Source organism: Halomonas sp. E14 (assembly GCF_052568415.1).
Window position 1 is genome coordinate 1,576,655 of record NZ_CP199423.1, and the last position, 18,347, is coordinate 1,595,001.

The following is an 18,347-nucleotide window of genomic DNA, read 5'->3' on the forward strand; positions in this document are numbered from 1 at the left end:
GGCGCGCTCAGCCGGCAAGCAGCTCCAGGCGGCGGCTCTGCCAGTGCACCACGGCGGTACGCGAGAGCATCTTGCGTGCCAACTGCGGGTGCTCGCGATGTATCACCTCGGCGGCGAAGTCGGCCAGGAAGCGTGATTTCATCTCGGCGCGGGCACGGTCGACGCCGATCGTTTCGAACGGTGTCGAGGCCAGCAGCAGGAAGCCGTCGTCCGGAATCCGCCCGGCCTGCATGTTGGATGCGATGATTGCCGCGGCGGTGCCGATCGGCTGCGACAGGTCGGGGCTGTAGGGGCCAACGATCAGGGCGGTATTCGGCAGGTGCAGGAAGTCGAACCCGCGCCCGACGCAGATCACCCATTCACGGTGCTCCAGGTCGAGTTCGCGAGGTGTTCCGCGCAGCGCTTCCACGTGCGCCAGGTTGCCGATGAGCAAGGGCAGCAGGTCGCGGCGGATATCGGCCGGCATGTCGGGGCATAGGGTGGCGACGCGATGGTCCAGGCTGTCGGCGGCGCCTGGGTCGAGCGTGCTGAGGTCGAGGATGTCGCCACTGTCGCCGTGCAGCACCAGGGCATCCTGATCGGTTTCGAAGCCGCACACCAGCGGGTAGACGTGGCGCTGCTCGCGGCCGAAGATCCGCTCGGCCTGGTGGCGAATCTCGTGGGCGTGGGCCAGCGCAGCCTCGGCGTTGCAGGCGAAGCCAGCGCAGCCACGCCGGCGGTCGCCGCGCGAGAAGTGGTAGCTGATCAGCATTAGCACGCCGTGGCCGGTATGGATGGCCTGTTCGACCGCGTCGGTGAGGATCTCGCCCAGGTAGGGCCAGCCTAGGTGGAAGATGCCGCCAAGGTTGCGAAACGGCGTGATGATGCCGAGCGGCGTGCGGGTCGCGTGGGGCAGGTGGATGCGCCCGTCCATGCACTTCATGGCCAGGATGCGGGTCGGGTGGGCGGCCAGGTAGCGTTCGCGGGCCAGCCAGGCCGAGGGGCTGCAGAAGGTGTCGGCGTGCTCGCGCGACAGCGCCAGTAGCGCCTCGATCCGCTGTTCGATGGGGCGGTCGTGAAGTGACATGGGGGGCTCAAGTAGCGTTGTTATCGGGTTATCGTCACCGACTCGGGCGCGAGATGCAAAACGCCCTTGGTCGCACGAGTGGTTTTTCACGCCTTGGCCCACCCGATACGCCTCAACCGATGTCGACCTTTTCCTTGTACTCGCACAGATCCTCGATCACGCAGCTGCCGCAGCGCGGGCGGCGTGCCACGCAGGTGTAGCGGCCATGCAGGATCAGCCAGTGGTGGGCGTCGTGCAGAAACTCCTTCGGTACATGGCGCAGCAGTTTCTGTTCGACCTCGACCACGTTCTTGCCCGGGGCGATACGGGTGCGGTTGGAGACCCGAAAAATGTGCGTGTCCACCGCCATGGTGGGTTGCCCGAAGGCGGTGTTGAGGATCACGTTGGCCGTCTTGCGCCCCACGCCGGGGAGCGCCTCGAGTTCGGCGCGGGTGTCGGGTACCTCTCCGCCGTGCCGCTCGACCAGGATGCGGCAGGTCTTCATCAGGTTCTCGGCCTTGGTGTTGTACAGGCCGATGGTCTTGATGTGTCCCTTGAGCGCGTCGAGCCCTAGCTCGAGGATGGCCTGAGGGGTGTTGGCCACCGGAAACAGCCGTGCGGTCGCCTTGTTCACGCCCACATCGGTGGCCTGGGCCGAGAGCAGCACGGCGGTGAGCAGCTCGAAGGGGCTCTGCCAGTCCAGCTCGGTAGTGGGATGGGGGTTGTGTTCCCGCAGGCGGGCGAAGATTTCGTAGCGTTTCTGGGCGTTCATGCGGCATTCGCTTATCGCGGTTGGGTGGCCAGCAGGGCGTCGCGGGCCTCGGTGAGCAGGCGGGTCGCCTGGTCGAGCTGCGCCTCGGCCAGGTGCATGGCCTCGTCGTCCTGGCGGCGCTTGGCGCTGTCGTACTGCTGGCGCGCCCGCTTGAGCGCCTGCTCGGCGGCCTTCACCGCCATCTGGCGCTGCCGCTGCTCGCCGCCAGGGGCGGCGCTGCGCGAAGCCCGCGAGCGCTGCTGGATGGCACGGCGCTGTCGTTCGCGCTGCTTCTGCTGGGCTTCGCGTGCCAGCCGGGCCGTGCGCGCCGTGAACCGCTGGCGTGCAAGGCTGGCGCGCTGCCGCAGGTAGGCCTGACGCGCCGCATCGCTGTCGGCGGCCTGCCATGCGGGGTGCGGCAGCAGGTCGATACAGTCGACGGGGCAAGGGGCCACGCACAGCTCGCAGCCGGTGCACTCCTGAACGATCACCGTGTGCATGCGTTTGCTGGCGCCGAGGATGGCATCCACCGGGCAGGCCTGAATGCACTTGGTGCAGCCGATACATTCCGCCTCGCGGATCACCGCCACCAGCGGCAACTGGGCGGGCTGGGCGAGAGGCAGTAGCGACTGGCCGGTGAGTTCGGCCAGCTGGGCAAGGGTGGCCTCACCGCCAGGTGGGCAGCGGTTGATGGGCTCTCCGGCCGCGATGGCCTCGGCATAGGGGCGGCAGCCTGGATGCCCGCACTTGCCGCACTGGGTTTGGGGCAGCAGGGCGTCGATGGCATCGATCAGTGTCGGTTGACCCGTCACGAGTGCTCCTGTTGGGCGCGTGAGAAAGCGTCGGCCCGTGCCGACAGGCAGGCATTATACGTGCTGGCCCGGGGTGGGCCTACCTGGGTGGGTTGACCAATGCCGCTTCAGACTGCCTGGTCGGCTACCTCGTGGAATAAACACACCCGGTTGCGGCCGCTGTTCTTGGCCTGGTATAGCGCCTGGTCGGCGGCGCGCATGATTTCGCCGATATCGTCCAGAGTCTCCGGCACCCGTGAAGCGACGCCGATGCTGACGGTGACGCAGGCCCCGGTGAGCGATGCGGCATGGGGCAGCGCCAGGGCCTCGATGGCGTTCAGCAGCGCGGCGGCATGCTGCCTGGCGGCGTCGAGGGGGGTATCGGGCAGCAGTGCGCTGAACTCCTCGCCGCCGGTACGGGCCAGCAGGAAACCGTGCTGGCTCAGCTGCTGGTCCATGCATTTCGCCAGCTCGATCAGGCAGGCATCGCCGGCGGGGTGTCCGTAATGGTCGTTGTAGCGTTTGAAGTGGTCGATATCGATCATCATCACCGCCACCTCGCCTGGTGCCGGCTGGCGGCCAAGCAGGGTAGCGAAGCGCTCGTCGAACAGGCGGCGGTTGGCGATGCCGGTCAAGGGGTCGCGCTGGGTCAGCGTCAGCAGCTGGGCTGACTGCTGGCGCTGATGGCGCCACAGGTGCCGGAATTCGCGTGCCAGGGTGCCGATCTCGTCGCGGCGGGCAAGGAAACTGCTGGGCATGGTCTCGGCCTGGTCATGCTGTAGGCGCTGGGTGAAGCGTGAAAGCTGGCGAAGGGGCGAGAGGACGATGTGCTCAAGCAGCCACAGCACCAGCAGCAGGGTCACGATCAGCACGCCGCTGGTCCAGTAGAGTGCGAAGCGGAAGGTTTCGAGCGTGACCTGGTAGCGCTGTCGCGGCAGCACTGCCTCAATGCGAACGGCGCGGCTTGGCGGCAGGGCAGGCACATAGCGGCTGGCCTGCATCTGCATGGGTGATAGGCGTACCAGCTCTTTGTGGGGCCCAGTGGATGGCACGCCGGCCAACGTCAGGTCGATGCCGGTGGTGTTGCGCAACTGGTCGACCCAAGGCTCGGAGAGCGGGCGCACCATGGCCAGCCAGCCTGCGGAAGGGGCTTCTTCTCGGCTCTGGTAGATGGGTGAGAGCGCGGCCATAGCGAGGTTGGGGAGTACCAGCAGCCAAGTGTGCGAAACCGGCTCCACGCCGCTGCGAATATAAGCATCGAGAAACGAGACTGCCGGAGCGGCCCAGCCGCAGGATGACAAGGCGCCGGGACAGGATCGGAACTGGCCCGCTTCATCGTAGCCGACCACCCAGTAGGCGGCGTTCTGGTTATCCAGGAACAACATTGTCTGCAGCTCGAGGGTTTCGAGCGTGGCTTCGTAGAGGTTCGAGTCGACGTATTCCGGCCGCTCGCCGCGCACGAAGTCGTAGGTGTCGTCCCAGTGCGCCCAGTCTTCCACAAGGCGTCGCATATGGTTGAGTTCGCCGCCCAGGGCGCGCTCGACCCGGTCGAGTTCGCTGCTGGCGAAGGTTTCTTCGTCTTCCAGCAGGATGGGCATCACCTGGTAACGCGCGACCAGCACCAGTGCCAGCAGCGCCAGCAGCAGCACGCCAAGCAACGCCAGCAGGAAGCGCTGCCTCAGGGAAGCCAGAGTGGCAAGATTCATGTGTGTGGCATGCCTACGGCCGGGAGCGAAAGCCCAATATATGCTTTCTTCGACCGCAGGCGGCCAAACTTTAATCTAGCCCGGTTATTTGACTCGCTGGCCGGGCTCCGCGCCGGCATCCGGCGAGAGCAGGTAGATGCCGTCGCCGCTACCTGCCGCCAATACCATGCCTTCGGAAACCCCGAAGCGCATCTTGCGCGGGGCGAGGTTGGCGACCATCACCGTCAGTCGGCCTTCCAGGGCTTCTGGCGCGTAGGCGCTGCGAATGCCGGCAAAGACGTTGCGCGTCTCGCCGCCCAGGTCCAGCGTCAGCTGCAGCAGCTTGTCGGCGCCTTCAACATAGTCGGCCTTGGCAATGCGGGCGATGCGCAGGTCGACCTTGGCGAAGTCGTCGAAGGTGATCCCCTCGGCAATGGGGTCGTCGGCCAGCGGCCCCTTGGCGGCCTCTTTCAGCTTCTGCTCTTCCACCAGATCCTCCTTGGATGCCTCAATCATGGCATCGATCTTGTCGCGCTCCACCCTGGTCATCAGCGGCTTGAAGGGGGCGATGGGGTGGTCGAGCAGTACGCCATGGCGGCTCGACCAAGCGAGAGAATCCAGCGCCAGGAATGCCTGCGCCTGCTCGGCCATGGCCGGTACCACCGGGGCCAGGTAGACCATCAGCTGGCGGAACAGGTTGATGCCCACGGAGCAGATGTCGAGCACCTCCTGCTCTTGCCCTTCCTGCTTGGCCAGTGCCCAGGGCGCTTTGTCGGCGATGTAGGTGTTGGCCTCGTCGGCCAGTTCCATGATCTTGCGCACGGCGCGTCCGAATTCACGCGCCTCGAAGTCCTCGGCGATGCCGTCGCCGGTGGCGATGAAGCGTGCCACCAGCTCCGGCTCGGCGCAGTGGGCCGAGAGCCTGCCGTTGCCCAGCTTCTTGACGAAGCCGGCACAGCGGCTGGCGATATTGACTACCTTGCCTACCAGGTCGGCATTCACTCGGGCGGCGAAGTCGTCGAGGTTGAGGTCAAGGTCGTCGACCCGTGAGGTAAGCTTGGCGGCGAAGTAGTAGCGCAGGTACTCGGGGTTCAAGTGTTCGGCGTAGGTGGCGGCCTTGATGAAGGTGCCGCGGGACTTCGACATCTTGGCGCCGTTGACGGTGACGAAGCCGTGGCAGTTCACCGCGGTGGGGGTGCGGAAATCGGCGCCGTGCAGCATGGCCGGCCAGAACAGTGCATGGAAGTAGACGATGTCCTTGCCGATGAAGTGATAGACCTCGGCCTCCGAGTCCTTCTGCCAGAAGGCGTCGAAGTCTATCCCTGTGCGGTCGCATAAATTCTTGAAGCTGGCGAGGTAGCCGATGGGGGCGTCGAGCCACACGTAGAAATACTTGCCCGGGGCGTCGGGGATCTCGAAGCCGAAGTAGGGCGCGTCACGGGAGATATCCCACTCGTTGAGCCCAGACTCGAACCACTCCTGCAGCTTGTTGCCGATCTGGGTCTGGACGTGGCCGCCGCGGGTCCACTCGCGCAGGAAATCGGCGAAATCCGGCAGCTTGAAGAAATAGTGGGTGGAGCTGCGAACCTCGGGGGTGGCGCCGGAGATGGCCGACACCGGGTCGATCAGCTCTGCCGGGGTGTAGGTGGCGCCGCAGGCCTCACAGTTGTCGCCGTACTGGTCGGCGGCCTTGCACTTGGGGCAGGTGCCCTTGATGAAACGGTCGGCCAGGAACAGGCCCTTTACCGGGTCGTACATCTGCTCGATATCGCGGGTGGCGATATGGCCACGGTCGCGCAGTCGGGTGTAGATCAGCTCGCTGAAGTAGCGGTTCTCATCGGAGTGGGTCGAGTGATAGTTGTCGAAGGCGACGCCGAAGGTGGCGAAGTCGTCCTGGTGCTCCCGGGAGACGCGTTCGATCAACGCCTCCGAGCTGATCCCCTCCTGCTCGGCGCGCAGCATGATCGCGGTGCCGTGGGCGTCGTCGGCGCACACGTAATGGCATTCGTGGCCGCGACTCTTCTGGAAGCGCACCCAGATGTCGGTCTGAATGTACTCGAGCAGGTGGCCGAGGTGGATCGAGCCGTTGGCGTAGGGCAGGGCACTGGTGACCAGGATCTTGCGCGGGGCGCTTGCATTGTTCGACATATCGGCTCTGGAATTCCCAAGAAAATCAGACCCTCGATTGTAGCCCTGTTGGGCGGTGACTGCACCCGGTGCGGTCATGCCCGGCAGGCTGACGCTTGAGCTAGGCTGAAGCTAGAACGGTGAGACAGGGAGGCCGACTTGGATCCGATCTTTTTCGAGGCGTTTCCGGCGCTGCTGCGCACGCTGGTACTGGGGGTGCTGGGCTACGCGAGCCTGGTGTTTCTGCTGCGTATCTCAGGGCGACGTACCCTGTCGAAGATGAACGCCTTCGACCTGGTGGTGACGGTCGCGCTGGGTTCGGTACTGGCGACCGTCATGCTGAGTCAGGACGTGACCCTGGCGCAGGGGGTGCTGGCCTTCGCGCTGCTCGTCGGCATGCAGTACCTGGTCACCTGGATGAGCGTGCGCCAGCGCTGGGTACGCCAGCTGGTGACCGGCGAGCCGGCGCTGCTATTGCTGCGTGGGGAGTGCCTTCCCCAGGCGCTGCGCAAGGCAAGGGTGACCCCGGATGAGATACGCGCCGCCGTTCGTGCCGCCGGCATGGCCTCGCTGAACGACGTCGAGGCCGTGGTGCTGGAAACGGACGGGTCCTTCAGCGTGGTGGGGCAGGCGCCCAGTGGTGAGGCGCCCAGCCTGGAAGGCGTGAAGGTGCCTGGCGCCGGACAGGAGGCTTGGAGAAGCCACTGAAAGGTGGCGCTCGCCGGTGCCAGGACTCCCCCATTAAGGAAGGAAAAGCCAATGCATGGAAAGATGCGTGGAGGGAAGCCGCTAGGCAGGGTGCTGCATTCGCACCCCTGGCTGGTGCTGGCGGCAGGCCTGGCCGCGGTGATGGCTGGTGCCACGCTGGCGGATCGTGCACGGCGCTGGCGCCTGGTGCGGCAGGGCCACATCGCCAGACGGTACAGTGCCGGCGTGGAGCCAGTTCGTGCGGCTGCTGCTCAGCGGTCTCTTCGAGCACCCCGCCGTCTTCTGGCTGATGTTGCGCGACTACGTGCGCATGAATGTCGCCTTGGGGCCCGAGCTGCGGGGCATGATGGCGGATGCCATCGAAACGCGCCTGCCGGGCCTCACCCAGCCTGTCATGCTGGTACGCGGCGGCAGGGATCTTCTGGTGCCTGCCAAGTGGTTCTTGCGTGCCGCTCGCCTGACCGATGCGGCACAGGTGGTACAAATTCCTGGCCGGGGGCATGCCGTTCACTTCAGCGCGGCTGAACGGCTGGTGCAAGCCCTGCGTCCCTTCCTGCTTGAAGGGAAGTTGCCCAGCGGCACGGCTGGCAAGCTCAGCGGTGGCAACTAGACTGTTGGCAAGTGAAAAGACACAACGAAAGGAAGCCCCCACCGTCAGGGAGAGTCGCCATGGAACGTTCAGGCCGTATTGCCCCGCTGCATCCGTGCTGCGTCAACACAGATTCCAATACCCATTCCCTTCCCAATACCAACGCCATCCGCCCGGCATCGGCCCGCCTGCAGGGCACTGGCCGTGCCTGGCTGCTGGGCGCTTCCGCTGCCGTGCTGCTGGCGGGTGTCGGCCCGGCCCAGGCGCGTGAGCCGGCGGCTGAACAGCTGCTTGGCCATGAAGCGTCGGGCGAGGCTGCGTCGCTCGAACATCCCAGCGAGTATCTGCGGGTCAGCGAATTTCCTGGCGGGCTGGTGGACGCCGACCTGGCAACCTGGCAGGAGTACCTGCCCGACATTCAGGATATCGAGATACCCTCTTCGGCGGACGATTACCAACAGCCGGCACTGTTCTACGCCCCCGAAGGTGAGGAGGAGCGGCCGCTGCTGATGGTGCTGCACAGCTGGAGCACCGACTATCTGCAAAACATCGATATTCCGCTTGGACAGTTCGCCGCGGCCAACGACTGGGCGTTCATTCATCCCGATTTTCGCGGTGAAAACGACGGCCGGCCCGAGTCGACGGCCTCCGACCTGGTCATGTCCGATATGGAGGATGCCCTGGCCTATGCGCGCGAGCATGCCAACGTTGATGAATCGCGCATCTATCTGCTGGGCTATTCCGGCGGCGCCATGAACGCACTGCACCTGGCGAGTCGCAATCCCGACGTCTTCGCCGGGGTAGCCGCATGGGTGCCGGTCTACGATCTGGTTCGCTGGCACGAATGGAACGCCGAGCGCGGCGAAAAATATGCCGAGGAGATTGCCGAGGCCTGCAGCGGCGTGCCGGAAGAGGGCAGCGAGGCGCACGACGAGTGCGTGCAGCGCAGCCCCAAGGCGCATGTCCCCGACGTGGCCGGCCAGCTGCGCGTGCTGATCGCCCACGGCATCGACGACGATACCGTCCCCCCCAACCAGGCGCTGTGGGCGTTCAACGACCTGGTGGATGAGGGTGAACGGATTCCTGATGCTCAGATCGAGCAGCTGATGGAACAGGGCGAGATCCCGCAGGAGCTGCTCGAGCGTTCCACCCATGACGAACGGGAATTCCCCCTGTTCGACGAGGCCGAATCGCCGGTGCTGCTTTATATCCAGTCTGGCCCGGTGGAGCTCGTGCTGTTCGAAGGCGAGCATGAAATGCTCTATCGCCCTGGCCTGGAATGGCTGGCCCGGCAAGAGCGTGAGTAAGGATCAACACCCAGTTAAGGAAGAGAGATGAGCGACACGACCAAGGTTCGACGCCCACGCAATGTGGGCGTCCTGTTATTGGCGCTTGCTGCCCTGACGGCGGGCGGGGCGGCGCATGCCCAGCAGGCACCGCCCGCCAGCCCGGGCACCTGGGCGGAGGTGAGTGAACCGCTGGCCGGCCCCCCGCGCGTTATCGGTCCTTTCGATGGAGGCTGTATTGCAGGAGCCGAAGCGTTGCCACTGGAAGGAATCGGCTACCAGGCCGTGGATATCGAACGTAACCGCCACTATGGCCACCCGTCGCTGATTGCCTATATCGAGCGTCTTGGACTGCGCGTCAACGAGGCGGGCTTCGGGCCGATGCTGGTGGGTGACATGGCCCAGCCGCGCGGTGGCCCCATGCCCTACGGGCACGTGAGCCATCAGACCGGGCTGGATGTCGACATCTGGTTTCGGCTCGACCTGCCGTTCCTCGAACGCAGCGAGCGGGAAGAGCTGGAGCAGCCGATCCTGGTCGACCCGCGCACCCAGCGGCTGGATGAGCGGTGGACGGCTGAACACGCCGAGCTGATTCGGCTGGCGGCCGATGATCCGCGGGTGGCGCGCATCTTCGTCGACGGGGCGGTCAAGCGTGACCTTTGCGAGCGCGAATGGGACGACCGCTCCTGGCTGCGCCTGGTGCGCCCTTGGCACTCCCATGATGAGCATCTGCACGTGCGGCTGCGCTGTCCGCCCGACCAGCCGGAGTGCATCGACCAGCCCGCGCCGCCTCCCGGTGATGGCTGTAATGCCATTGCCGCCACGCCGCGCCCCGAGGTCTACCCCAGCCCGGGACGTTCGCTGCCGCCCGCCTGCCGGGCGATTCTCGAACAGTAGTCCAAACCGCTGCTGTCGGCTCGCTGCGCAAGACCGAGCCGGGAAAGATGCTCAGGGCCTGCCTCCGGCTTGAGCCACAAGAGACTGGCCTTTCAGGAACCTTTCGCGCCAGGCCCTCACCCGCTGGATGGGGTAGGGTTTGGCGCAAGCAATATGGGCTTCCATCAGGAAGTTCATGCGTGCTCCGCTGGGCTTGCCCGATACCACGGTGGCCAGCAGCAGTGTATCCAGCACTAGGCGCTGCTCCTCAGCGGATAACCGGGCAAGAGTCAGGCGGTGGCGGGGCCAGTCCACCTCCAGGTGCCGCTCCGCTGCGCCGGCCAGCGGCATCAGGCGAGACAGTAGATAGACGTGATTGGGATGCGCGTCCTGGTTGCGCATGAGCATCTCACCGACGGCATGCAGCAGGGCGTGGCGCGCATTGGCCCCTAGCGGTTGGCGCCTGGCCTCAAGATGGTCCATCCAGGCGTCGATGGCGTAGGGCCCTAGGGCCTGCTCCCAGGCCTTGTTCAGGATGCGCCAGGTGATGATGGCGTTCCAGGCGGCATACAGCGGCCCGGTGATCAGCGGCAGCACCCCGCGCAGGGCGACGCGACCCAGCACGCGACGTACCAACACCCGCAGCACGAAGGTGCTGACCCCGACCTTCATGCGATACATCACGGCCATGAGCGTGAGCTTCCAGCCGGCCATGTAGGCATAGGGGTCGATGCCGTAGATGCGATGGCGTGGGCTTGGAAACTCCAGGGCCACCCGAGCAAGGCCGCGCAGTATCAGGCCGGGGTGGGAGTCGCCGTGCAGCGGGGCCTCGGCGATGCGACTGATCGAGGCCACGCCACGCAAAGCATTCCAGTACAAAAACAGGATCTCCACCGTACTCACCACGCCTGCCACGGCGAAGAAGCCGATCCAGTAGGGCATCTGTTCCATCAGGGTCATGTCCTGCATCCCGTCCAGCATGCCCTGACGCATGAACCACTCCATGCCGCCGATGATGCCCCCCGATAGGATGCCGGCCAGCATGGCCCAGCCTACCGCTCGGCGCCGGACACGACGCAGCGCTTCGATCTCACGGGGCTGGCGCGGCCGCTTCGGCAACTGCTGCCGGGCATTGTGCTTGCGTAGAAAGCGGGCCGCCCACCGTTCCAGCAGGCTGGGATCGGGGGCGTAGTGTCGTTCCGGTGCGGCATCGGCCATGGTCATGACATTCCATTGTCCAGAGAGGTTGCCTTCAGGTTAGCGCTTCGGCCGGTGTCCGACGAACCGCAAGCGAAACGCTGTTTGAAAAACGTTGACGCTTCGGCTGGGCGAATGCTATTTAGCGCTACCGGCAATGTCTGCCGGAGCACCAAAACACTCTTGAGGGTACGTGAACATGGCTCTGCGCCGCTGTTTGCCCATTCTGCTGGTGGCCACCCTGGTGGCTGGCTGTGCCGGCAATACCACCATCGCTCCCCGCTACACGACCGAGAATCCGGATCTCCTGCGTATCGGTGGGGAACGCCCGTCCAACCCCGACGTGCGGACCGAGCCGTCCGGCTCCTTCTGCATCGAGGTGACCGAGCGCTGGAACGATCATGGCAAGACGCCAGACGGCCAGACGCTGTGGGCGAAGGACACCCTGCGCAAGGTCGTGCCCTGTAACTAAGTCATGCCTGCCACAAGCCATGCCTTGTAACACTATGAGGCCCGTCGCCAACCGTCGCGACGGGCCTTTTTGATGCGCATTGACCAGTTGCGCCGGATGGTGCTTGGCTCAGGCCGAGGTGTGGCGGGGCGGGGGCGTGCCGGCCTGCATCAGTCGATCCTCCTGGGGCAGACAGCGTGTCTGGGCGCCGGGAGTGAGGTAGGGACGAAGGATCGGCTCCATGCCCTTGAGTACCTGTACCGGCAGCGCCGAGGTGAAGCGGAAGCTGTCCGATTCGCTGCCTGGTACGAAGGCCGTCAGGGTGCCGAAATGGTCGTCGCCCAGGAAAAAGACGTAGGTAGCGGTGCGGTTTCTAGCCTTGGACTGAAGCACCTGGCCGCTGCGGGACAGGGTCTCGATACGATTGTTGCCGGTGCCGGTCTTGCCACCCATGGCCAGAGGGTCGCCATTTTCCAGCGTGAAGCTGCCCTGCAGGCGACGAGCGGTGCCGCCTTCCACCACTTGCGAGAGCGTTTCGCGTAGCACTGCCGCTACTTCGGGTGCCATTACCCGATAGCGCTGGTCGTCGGCGGGTAGCCAGTGCGTTTCGTAGGGGGTATCGACGGCGAAGTGAAGGGTATCGATGCGTAGGGTGGGCAGCCGCACGCCGTCGTTGAGGATGATGCCCACCAGCTCGGCCAGCGCTGCCGGGCGGTCGCCCGAGGAGCCGATGGCGGTGGCCAGAGAAGGCACCAGATGGTCGAACGGGTAGCCGAGGCGCTGCCAGCGCTGGTGCAGGTCGACGAAAGCTTCCACCTCCAGCATGGTACGGATGCGCACGTCGCGTGCGCTGCGATGGCGGGTCTTGAACAGCCAGCCGTAGACCTCCTGGCGCTGCTCGCGGCTGGCCGCGGTAGCCTCTGCCAGGCTGGCCTCCGGATGGTCGAGCAGGTAACCCACCAGCCACAGTTCCAGCGGATGCACCCGAGCCACATAGCCCTGATCCGACAGCGTCAGGGCTTCCGGGGCATAGCGTGCATACAGTGCTTCGAGCTGCCTCTCTTCGAGCCGGGTGCCTTCGGGGAGCCACGCGTGCAGGAAGGCTGCAAAGCTGTCCCGATCGGCTTCGGGGAACAGGTAGCGATGCACTGCCGCCAGTCGGGGGGCGGAAAGTCTCAACCCGCCGAGGAAGGCGGTGAGGCGCGCATCGCTGTCCTGTCCCTGGTACTTGCGCCAGAAGCGCTGCAGGAATACCTGGCTTTCGCGGTCGGCGAAACGCGCCAGGTACTCCTGGCGGCGCGGGTCGTGGTCGTTCTCCAGCAGGCTGCTGCGCGGTTCGCGCTGGTGGGTGCTGTAGCGCACCAGGTCGCGCATCAGGCGAATGAAGGGCAGGTTGAGCGACTCGCGCATCGCTTCCGAGAGGGTGGGGTTGCGGCCGTTGTCCTCGCGTCGAAAGTTATTGAAGGTGTGGCGCCCGCCGCCGGTGAAGAAGGCTTCGGCCGGACTGGCCGAATAGCGCCGTTCCATGGCGGCCTGCAGCAGTTCGTGAAGGCCGAGCTCGGGATTGGCCGCCAGTTGGCCGAGCACCCAGTGGCTGAGGGTGTCCTGCCGGTCGATCTCGACTTGGCGCAGGGCTTCGCCGGGCTGGCCGGCGTGGCGCTGGTAAAGCTCGGCGACCACTTCCAGGTAGGTGGCGAGCACCCGAAGCTTGGCGGTAGAGCCCAGCTCCAGCTTGCTGCCTTCGTTGATATCGAAGGGCTGGCCGGTGTTATCGGTCTGCACGCGCACGCGGAAGCCATCGTCGCTGCGCTCCAGTAGCGTGAAGCTGTAGCGCACGTCGGCGGTCTTATCGCCGCTCAGCAGCCGTTCGCCGAGCAGGCCAATCTCGGCGGCGAACTCGGGCTCGGCAAGGCGGTGCAGGTAGGCCGTGACCTCGCGCTGCAGGGCGCCGTTCAGCGTGGTGCGCGCCTGGAAATCGATGCGGTCCAGGTCATAGAGCGAGGTACCCAATAGCGTCGCCAGGCGCTGGCGCGCCATCTGCAGCCCCTTGTCCTGCTCGACGCGAAGCCGCACCGGGTCCTGACTGAAGTCGCGGAAGGTGAGGTGCTGGCGCAGCGCCGCCTGGCTGAGCGCCGGGCTGATCCAGCCGCTGTCGGCCATCAGGCGCAGGTAGCTGTCGGTGAGCCGTTCCAGCGCTGCTCGCCCTTCGGCCAGATACCATGAGGGGCGCCGCTGCGCGATCATCAGCGCCGTGATCTGGCGCAAGGCCAGCCCGGCGGCCTCCTGCTCGCCCGGCTTGTCGGAGTGCGCGGAGAGCGTCTGGTTGAGCTGGTTGAAATCACTGCCGAACCAGATCCACAGGCCATCGCCCAGGCCGTGCACCTCGCCGTAGCCGGGGGCGGCTGCCAGCGGCACGGTGTTGAGATACTGCAGCGCCACGTCCTGGCGGGCGGTCAGCGTTTGCGGGCCGTGCTGGTAGCTGCGCACGCTGGCCGAGACCATTTGGCGCAGTTTTTCCATGGGTGAATCGGTTCTTCCGCGGGGCGAATGGCGGTATTTCTCCATTTGCGTAGCCAGGGTGCTGCCACCAGATGACTGGCCGGGCATGTCGAGCGCGCGGCCCATTTGGGAGAAGGCCGCCTTGGTAAAGCGCGGCCAGTCCACGGCGGGGTTGGCGTAGGGTGTGCTCTCGTCCAGCAGATGGCGATTTTCGATGAACAGCAGGGTCTGGACAACCAGCGAAGGAATGGCGTCGAAGTGCGGATATTGCCGCTGAGGGTGGCGAAACTGGTAAAGCGTTTCGCCACGACATTCGTTCAGGGTAAGACCTGCCTGGGCCTTTTCTGCATAGGGAGCAAAGAAGCCCCGTTCGGTGAATTCCAAGAGCGGCCTGGAGAAGCGGGCCTGATGGGTGATGTCGTAACCGTTGTCCGTGAGGCGTTGTGCAAATTCGGGCAGGCGCGTATAGCCCAGCCGTTCGTCGAAGGGGCCATGGGTAGGAAAGTGAATACGGTCACTCTTGCCTGGGGCCAGGCGATAGCTCAGGGTGCTGGCGTAACGGGAAAGCTCCTGTGCCTGGAAGTGCGAGGTTCTGGCTTCGGCGACCAGCAGGGTGGCCAGGGTGACGCCAAAAAAAGCCAGCAGAATGGCCAGTGTGATGTACAGGTAGCGATGGGAACGCACGCGTGCGGGAGCCGGCGTCAGCCTAGGTTCCTGCAGGAAAGGGGAGCGATGCTCGCTCGATTCACCGTCCGCAAGCCATGCTATGTCCGTGTCACGGTGATGTGGCGGATGTTGCCTGCGTGACCCCATGCGTTACCCCCTACTGGCCGGTTGCAAGTCCCAGGAAACACGGGCGTCAGGTCTGCGCGTCTTCCACGGCAACGAAGTGGTGAGGCTGTTCGGTAGGCGCTCTTTGGCCCAAGGCGATGTTCGCTGGGCCAGCAGCTGTCACGTTTCGCTGTCGCTCACTTTTCGTTGTAGCTCACTAGAGCAAGGGGAGAAAGAGGATGGCCGAGTTATTTTTAAGGGCCGGTGGAGGGGGGCGGCGGCAGTGACTCCCGCCGTGAAGAGCCCATCGACTGAAAAGCACAATAGAAAGCAGTTGGACGTAGGGTAGTGTCCCCAGTAGAGGTTGTGGGCAGTAAGTGTGGCTTGTTTGGGTAATGATAGGGAAAATTGGATTAAAAAAAGCAAAATCCACTACGTGCTTTACCCTGAAACGGTCGGGCGTTTTACCGGCGCAGCGAAATGCCACCTTGCAAACGCAGCGCCGGGCACCTTCTGCGTACTCCTCGTCCTTAGTAGAGTGCCTGCTCTTCACTGACGACTTCTTTTAGTAACTCTAAAAACAAGCGGTCGGCTTCGGAATGCTCGGCGGGGTCCTCGGGAATGTGCACGCTGGTGGATTCGGAAATCTCGTTGGCGATGCGCGTCATGGCATCGTCGGCTCGGGCGTCGCCATAGTGTCGACGAGCGATGTCAAGGGAGCGCTCGAGGATCTGGGGCTCCTGCAGAAGCTTCTTGATGAACCCACGCAACTCATTAATTACTCTGGTTTTTTGAATTTCCGAGGCGGACATGGCGGTCTCCTTTTCGTATCGGCCGTGTCGTGTCAGAACCGACCATAGCATGTTTGTGTATGGGGCAAGAGCGCCCTTTGCTCAACCGCCCCCTCCAAGCGCCGAGTTGGCTGCGTTGAAATGGCGTCAGTCTTACAAAAAAGTCGCGTTCCTACTGTTGGACAAAGGATAAACTTCGGTTACGCTTACTTACATTCATGAGAGAGACTGTCCATGCTCACCCTTGAAGTGCAAGAGTTTGCTACTTGGTGTTTGGGGAAGTGCAGCAGTCATAACATGCATAAGTCTTGCTTATTTTAGTGAGTAAGAATCCAGCCTGCGGCCCTCTCCGAAGGCGTCGAAAAATAACAAGAAACGTCAATGACTCGCCGACACTGCTTTCGCCACGGGCACTGCGGGTGCGGCCTCATGTAAGGGAACCCCAATGAAACCTTCCGCCGAACCGTTTCGTGTCCATCGCTTGGCCAGGGCCGTAGCGGTGGGATCCACCTTGGCACTGCTCCCACTGTCTACTGCTCTTGCGCAAACCTTGCCGCCTGGCCTGGCGTCGCCGGGCTCCATCGACCTGCAGCAGGCAGTACGCCAGGCCATCACCACCAACCCCGAAGTGCTCGCCGCCTGGAGCGGGTTGAATGCCGCCGGGCATGACGTGGGCGTGGCGCGCGGCAATTACCTGCCGAGCCTCGATGCCGCGGCTGGTGTGGGCCGCGAGTGGCGTGAAGGTGACAACCGTGGCAGCTACAACACCGAGTTTGCCGAGCTGCGCTTGACCCAGATGCTCTACGATGGCTTCGCGACCCGCAGCGAGGTCGCGCGGCTCGATCGGGCCAAGCTGGTGCGCTACTACGAACTGCTCGGCGCCAGCGAGAGCATCGCACTGGAGGCGGTGCGGGCCTACCTGGACGTCAGCCGTTATCGTGAACTGGTGCGGCTGGCCCAGGATAATTATGCCGATCACCTTCGCGTGTTCACCCAGATCGAGGATCGGGTGCGCTCCGGAGCGGGGCGCGGGGTCGATCTCGAGCAGATCAGTGGTCGACTGGCACTGGCCGAGTCGAACCTGATGACCGAAGCCTCCAATCTGCACGATGTCACTGCTCGCTACCTGCGTATTGTCGGTACTCTGCCGGCCGAGAATCTGACGCCTGCGCCACCGCTGGATGACCGCCTGCCGCCTTCGGTCGCCGAAGCGGTCAATCTGGCCTTCCAGGGCAACCCGGACTTCCATGCGGCGATCGAGAACATCGAAGCCGCTCAGGCCCAGAAGAGCGGCACCCAATCCGCCTTCCAGCCACGCCTCGACCTGCGTGGTCGCACCGGCACCAGTAACAATGAAAATGGCTTCGATGATGTCGGGCGTCGCGACCGCCACAGCGTCGAGCTGGTCGCCAGCATGAACCTGTATCGCGGCGGCAGTGATCTCGCCTCTTTCCGGGCCGCCAGCGAGCGCGTGGAGCAGGCCGTCAACCAGCGTGACCTGGTCTGCCACAACGTGCGCCAGTCCACCCAGATCGCCTTCAACGATACGCGGCGCCTGCGCGAGCAGATCCGCTATCTCAATGAGCACCGCCAGTCCATCGATCGGGTGCGCGGGGCCTACCAGCAGCAGTTCGATATCGGCCAGCGCACGCTCCTCGACGTGCTCGACAGCGAGAACGAATTCTTCGAGGCGAGCCGGGCCTACGCCAATGCCCAGTACGATATCGCTCTGGCCGATGCCCGCACCCTGGCGGCCATGGGGCAACTGATGCAGACCCTGGGCGTGATGCGCGATGACATGCCATCGCTGGCGGAGCTGCGTAGCGACGGTGTGGCACTCGAGCCGAGCATGCTGTGCCCCGTATCAGGTCCGGAAGGCTTCACACTGGCCGACTTCACCCGTGGTATCAGCGCCCCGGCGCCTACGCGGGCTCCCGACGTGACGCTCTCTGCCGATGCGCTGTTTGCCGTCAACAGCGCGGAGCTTGGGCCCGATGCACGCCAGCAGCTGGCTCAACTATCCCAGCAGATTCGCGACCGAACCGACCTCGCGCGGGTCTTCATCGCCGGCCATGCCGACAGCTCAGGCAGCGATGCCATCAATGATCCGCTGTCCCAGCGTCGTGCCGACAGCGTAGGCGACTACCTGGCCGGGCAGGGCGTCGATCGTAGCCTGATCGAGACCCGTGGCTACGGCTCGCGCCAGCCGGTCGCCAGCAACAGCACGCCGGAAGGGCGCCGCCAGAACCGTCGTGTCGAGGTCACGCTCGAGCGTGTGGGTGAGAGCCTGGACATGAGCGCCTGGCCCGGCCTGCAGAGCCAGACGAATGGCGATGTACCCCAGCCGGCTGCTGCTAGCCCGTCCGAGGCATGGGCCGCTACACAGCCCTTTGCCGGGATCTACGCAGAAGTGCTGGCGGACGTGGTGCAGCAGCCTTTGGTGGCAAGTCAGGCAGAGCGTATCGCACCGGCGGGCACCTACCTGCAGGTCGTAGCCCTCAAGGATGCGCAGCGCGCCGAGAGTGTGGGGCATGAACTTAGCGACATGCTGGCTCAGCCGGCACGACTGGTCAGTACGCCGGGTCTGCATCGCGTGCAAATCGGTCCGATAGCTGACCAGCGGGAGCTCAGTGCACTGCGCCGCCAGCTGGAGCAGCTCGGTTATCCCGACAGCTATGCGGTGCAAGGGTAAACGTTGCGGTCGAGGCGAATCGCCGGGCCAAGGCTCGGATAAGCATGGCTGAAGGCCCGCCTGGTGAGTCACCGGGCGGGCGATATAT

14 protein-coding genes are annotated in these 18,347 nt (G+C 64.7%); 6 read left to right on the top strand and 8 right to left on the bottom strand.

Features of this window, described 5'->3' with window-relative positions; translation table 11 throughout:
- Positions 1 to 7: 7 nt before the first annotated feature.
- From ACT7B3_RS07425 to metG, 5 genes are all read right to left on the bottom strand, one after another.
- Positions 8 to 1,066 carry a hypothetical protein gene (locus tag ACT7B3_RS07425; RefSeq protein WP_444677849.1) on the bottom strand — a complete coding sequence of 353 codons (1,059 nt, stop codon included), beginning with the start codon at positions 1,064 to 1,066 and terminating at the stop codon, positions 8 to 10.
- 112 nt (positions 1,067 to 1,178) lie between these two features.
- Positions 1,179 to 1,817, bottom strand: a complete 639-nt coding sequence (gene nth, locus ACT7B3_RS07430) for an endonuclease III (RefSeq protein WP_445157433.1) — start codon at positions 1,815 to 1,817, stop codon at positions 1,179 to 1,181.
- An 11-nt stretch (positions 1,818 to 1,828) separates the two neighbouring features.
- Positions 1,829 to 2,608 (bottom strand): RnfABCDGE type electron transport complex subunit B, encoded by a 780-nt coding sequence (locus ACT7B3_RS07435; protein WP_445157434.1) that lies wholly within the window; start codon positions 2,606 to 2,608, stop codon positions 1,829 to 1,831.
- Positions 2,609 to 2,715: 107 nt separating this feature from the next.
- Complete coding sequence (locus ACT7B3_RS07440) at positions 2,716 to 4,293, bottom strand: diguanylate cyclase domain-containing protein (RefSeq protein WP_445157435.1); 1,578 nt, start codon at positions 4,291 to 4,293, stop codon at positions 2,716 to 2,718.
- Positions 4,294 to 4,377: 84 nt separating this feature from the next.
- Positions 4,378 to 6,420 carry a methionine--tRNA ligase gene (metG, locus tag ACT7B3_RS07445; protein WP_445157436.1) on the bottom strand — a complete coding sequence of 681 codons (2,043 nt, stop codon included), beginning with the start codon at positions 6,418 to 6,420 and terminating at the stop codon, positions 4,378 to 4,380.
- Between the two features lie 138 nt (positions 6,421 to 6,558).
- Here metG and ACT7B3_RS07450 point away from each other — a divergent pair, with 138 nt between their 5' ends.
- From ACT7B3_RS07450 to mepA, 4 genes are all read left to right on the top strand, one after another.
- Positions 6,559 to 7,107: a DUF421 domain-containing protein gene (locus ACT7B3_RS07450; protein WP_444677846.1), complete on the top strand. Its 549-nt coding sequence runs from the start codon at positions 6,559 to 6,561 to the stop codon at positions 7,105 to 7,107.
- A 238-nt stretch (positions 7,108 to 7,345) separates the two neighbouring features.
- Positions 7,346 to 7,717 carry an alpha/beta fold hydrolase gene (locus tag ACT7B3_RS07455; RefSeq protein ID WP_445157437.1) on the top strand — a complete coding sequence of 124 codons (372 nt, stop codon included), beginning with the start codon at positions 7,346 to 7,348 and terminating at the stop codon, positions 7,715 to 7,717.
- A gap of 59 nt (positions 7,718 to 7,776) precedes the next feature.
- On the top strand, positions 7,777 to 9,003 hold the full coding sequence (locus tag ACT7B3_RS07460; protein ID WP_445157438.1) for an alpha/beta hydrolase family protein: 1,227 nt from the start codon (positions 7,777 to 7,779) through the stop codon (positions 9,001 to 9,003).
- Positions 9,004 to 9,030: 27 nt separating this feature from the next.
- Positions 9,031 to 9,879 carry a penicillin-insensitive murein endopeptidase gene (gene mepA, locus ACT7B3_RS07465; RefSeq protein ID WP_445157439.1) on the top strand — a complete coding sequence of 283 codons (849 nt, stop codon included), beginning with the start codon at positions 9,031 to 9,033 and terminating at the stop codon, positions 9,877 to 9,879.
- 51 nt (positions 9,880 to 9,930) lie between these two features.
- Here mepA and ACT7B3_RS07470 read toward each other — a convergent pair whose 3' ends face one another.
- Positions 9,931 to 11,082 (bottom strand): LBF_2804 family protein, encoded by a 1,152-nt coding sequence (locus tag ACT7B3_RS07470; protein WP_445157440.1) that lies wholly within the window; start codon positions 11,080 to 11,082, stop codon positions 9,931 to 9,933.
- 172 nt (positions 11,083 to 11,254) lie between these two features.
- On the opposite strand from ACT7B3_RS07470, the gene ACT7B3_RS07475 reads away from it, so the two are divergent.
- Complete coding sequence (locus ACT7B3_RS07475) at positions 11,255 to 11,527, top strand: hypothetical protein (protein WP_444679343.1); 273 nt, start codon at positions 11,255 to 11,257, stop codon at positions 11,525 to 11,527.
- A 108-nt stretch (positions 11,528 to 11,635) separates the two neighbouring features.
- On the opposite strand, the gene ACT7B3_RS07480 is transcribed toward ACT7B3_RS07475, so the two are convergent.
- Positions 11,636 to 14,689, bottom strand: a complete 3,054-nt coding sequence (locus tag ACT7B3_RS07480) for a transglycosylase domain-containing protein (RefSeq protein ID WP_445157441.1) — start codon at positions 14,687 to 14,689, stop codon at positions 11,636 to 11,638.
- 617 nt (positions 14,690 to 15,306) lie between these two features.
- On the bottom strand, positions 15,307 to 15,588 hold the full coding sequence (locus ACT7B3_RS07485; protein WP_445157442.1) for a hypothetical protein: 282 nt from the start codon (positions 15,586 to 15,588) through the stop codon (positions 15,307 to 15,309).
- Between the two features lie 490 nt (positions 15,589 to 16,078).
- Between ACT7B3_RS07485 and ACT7B3_RS07490 the strand changes: the two genes are divergently transcribed.
- A complete protein-coding gene (locus tag ACT7B3_RS07490; protein WP_445157443.1) occupies positions 16,079 to 18,259 on the top strand; it encodes a TolC family outer membrane protein in 2,181 nt (726 codons plus the stop codon).
- The last annotated feature ends 88 nt before the right edge of the window (positions 18,260 to 18,347 follow it).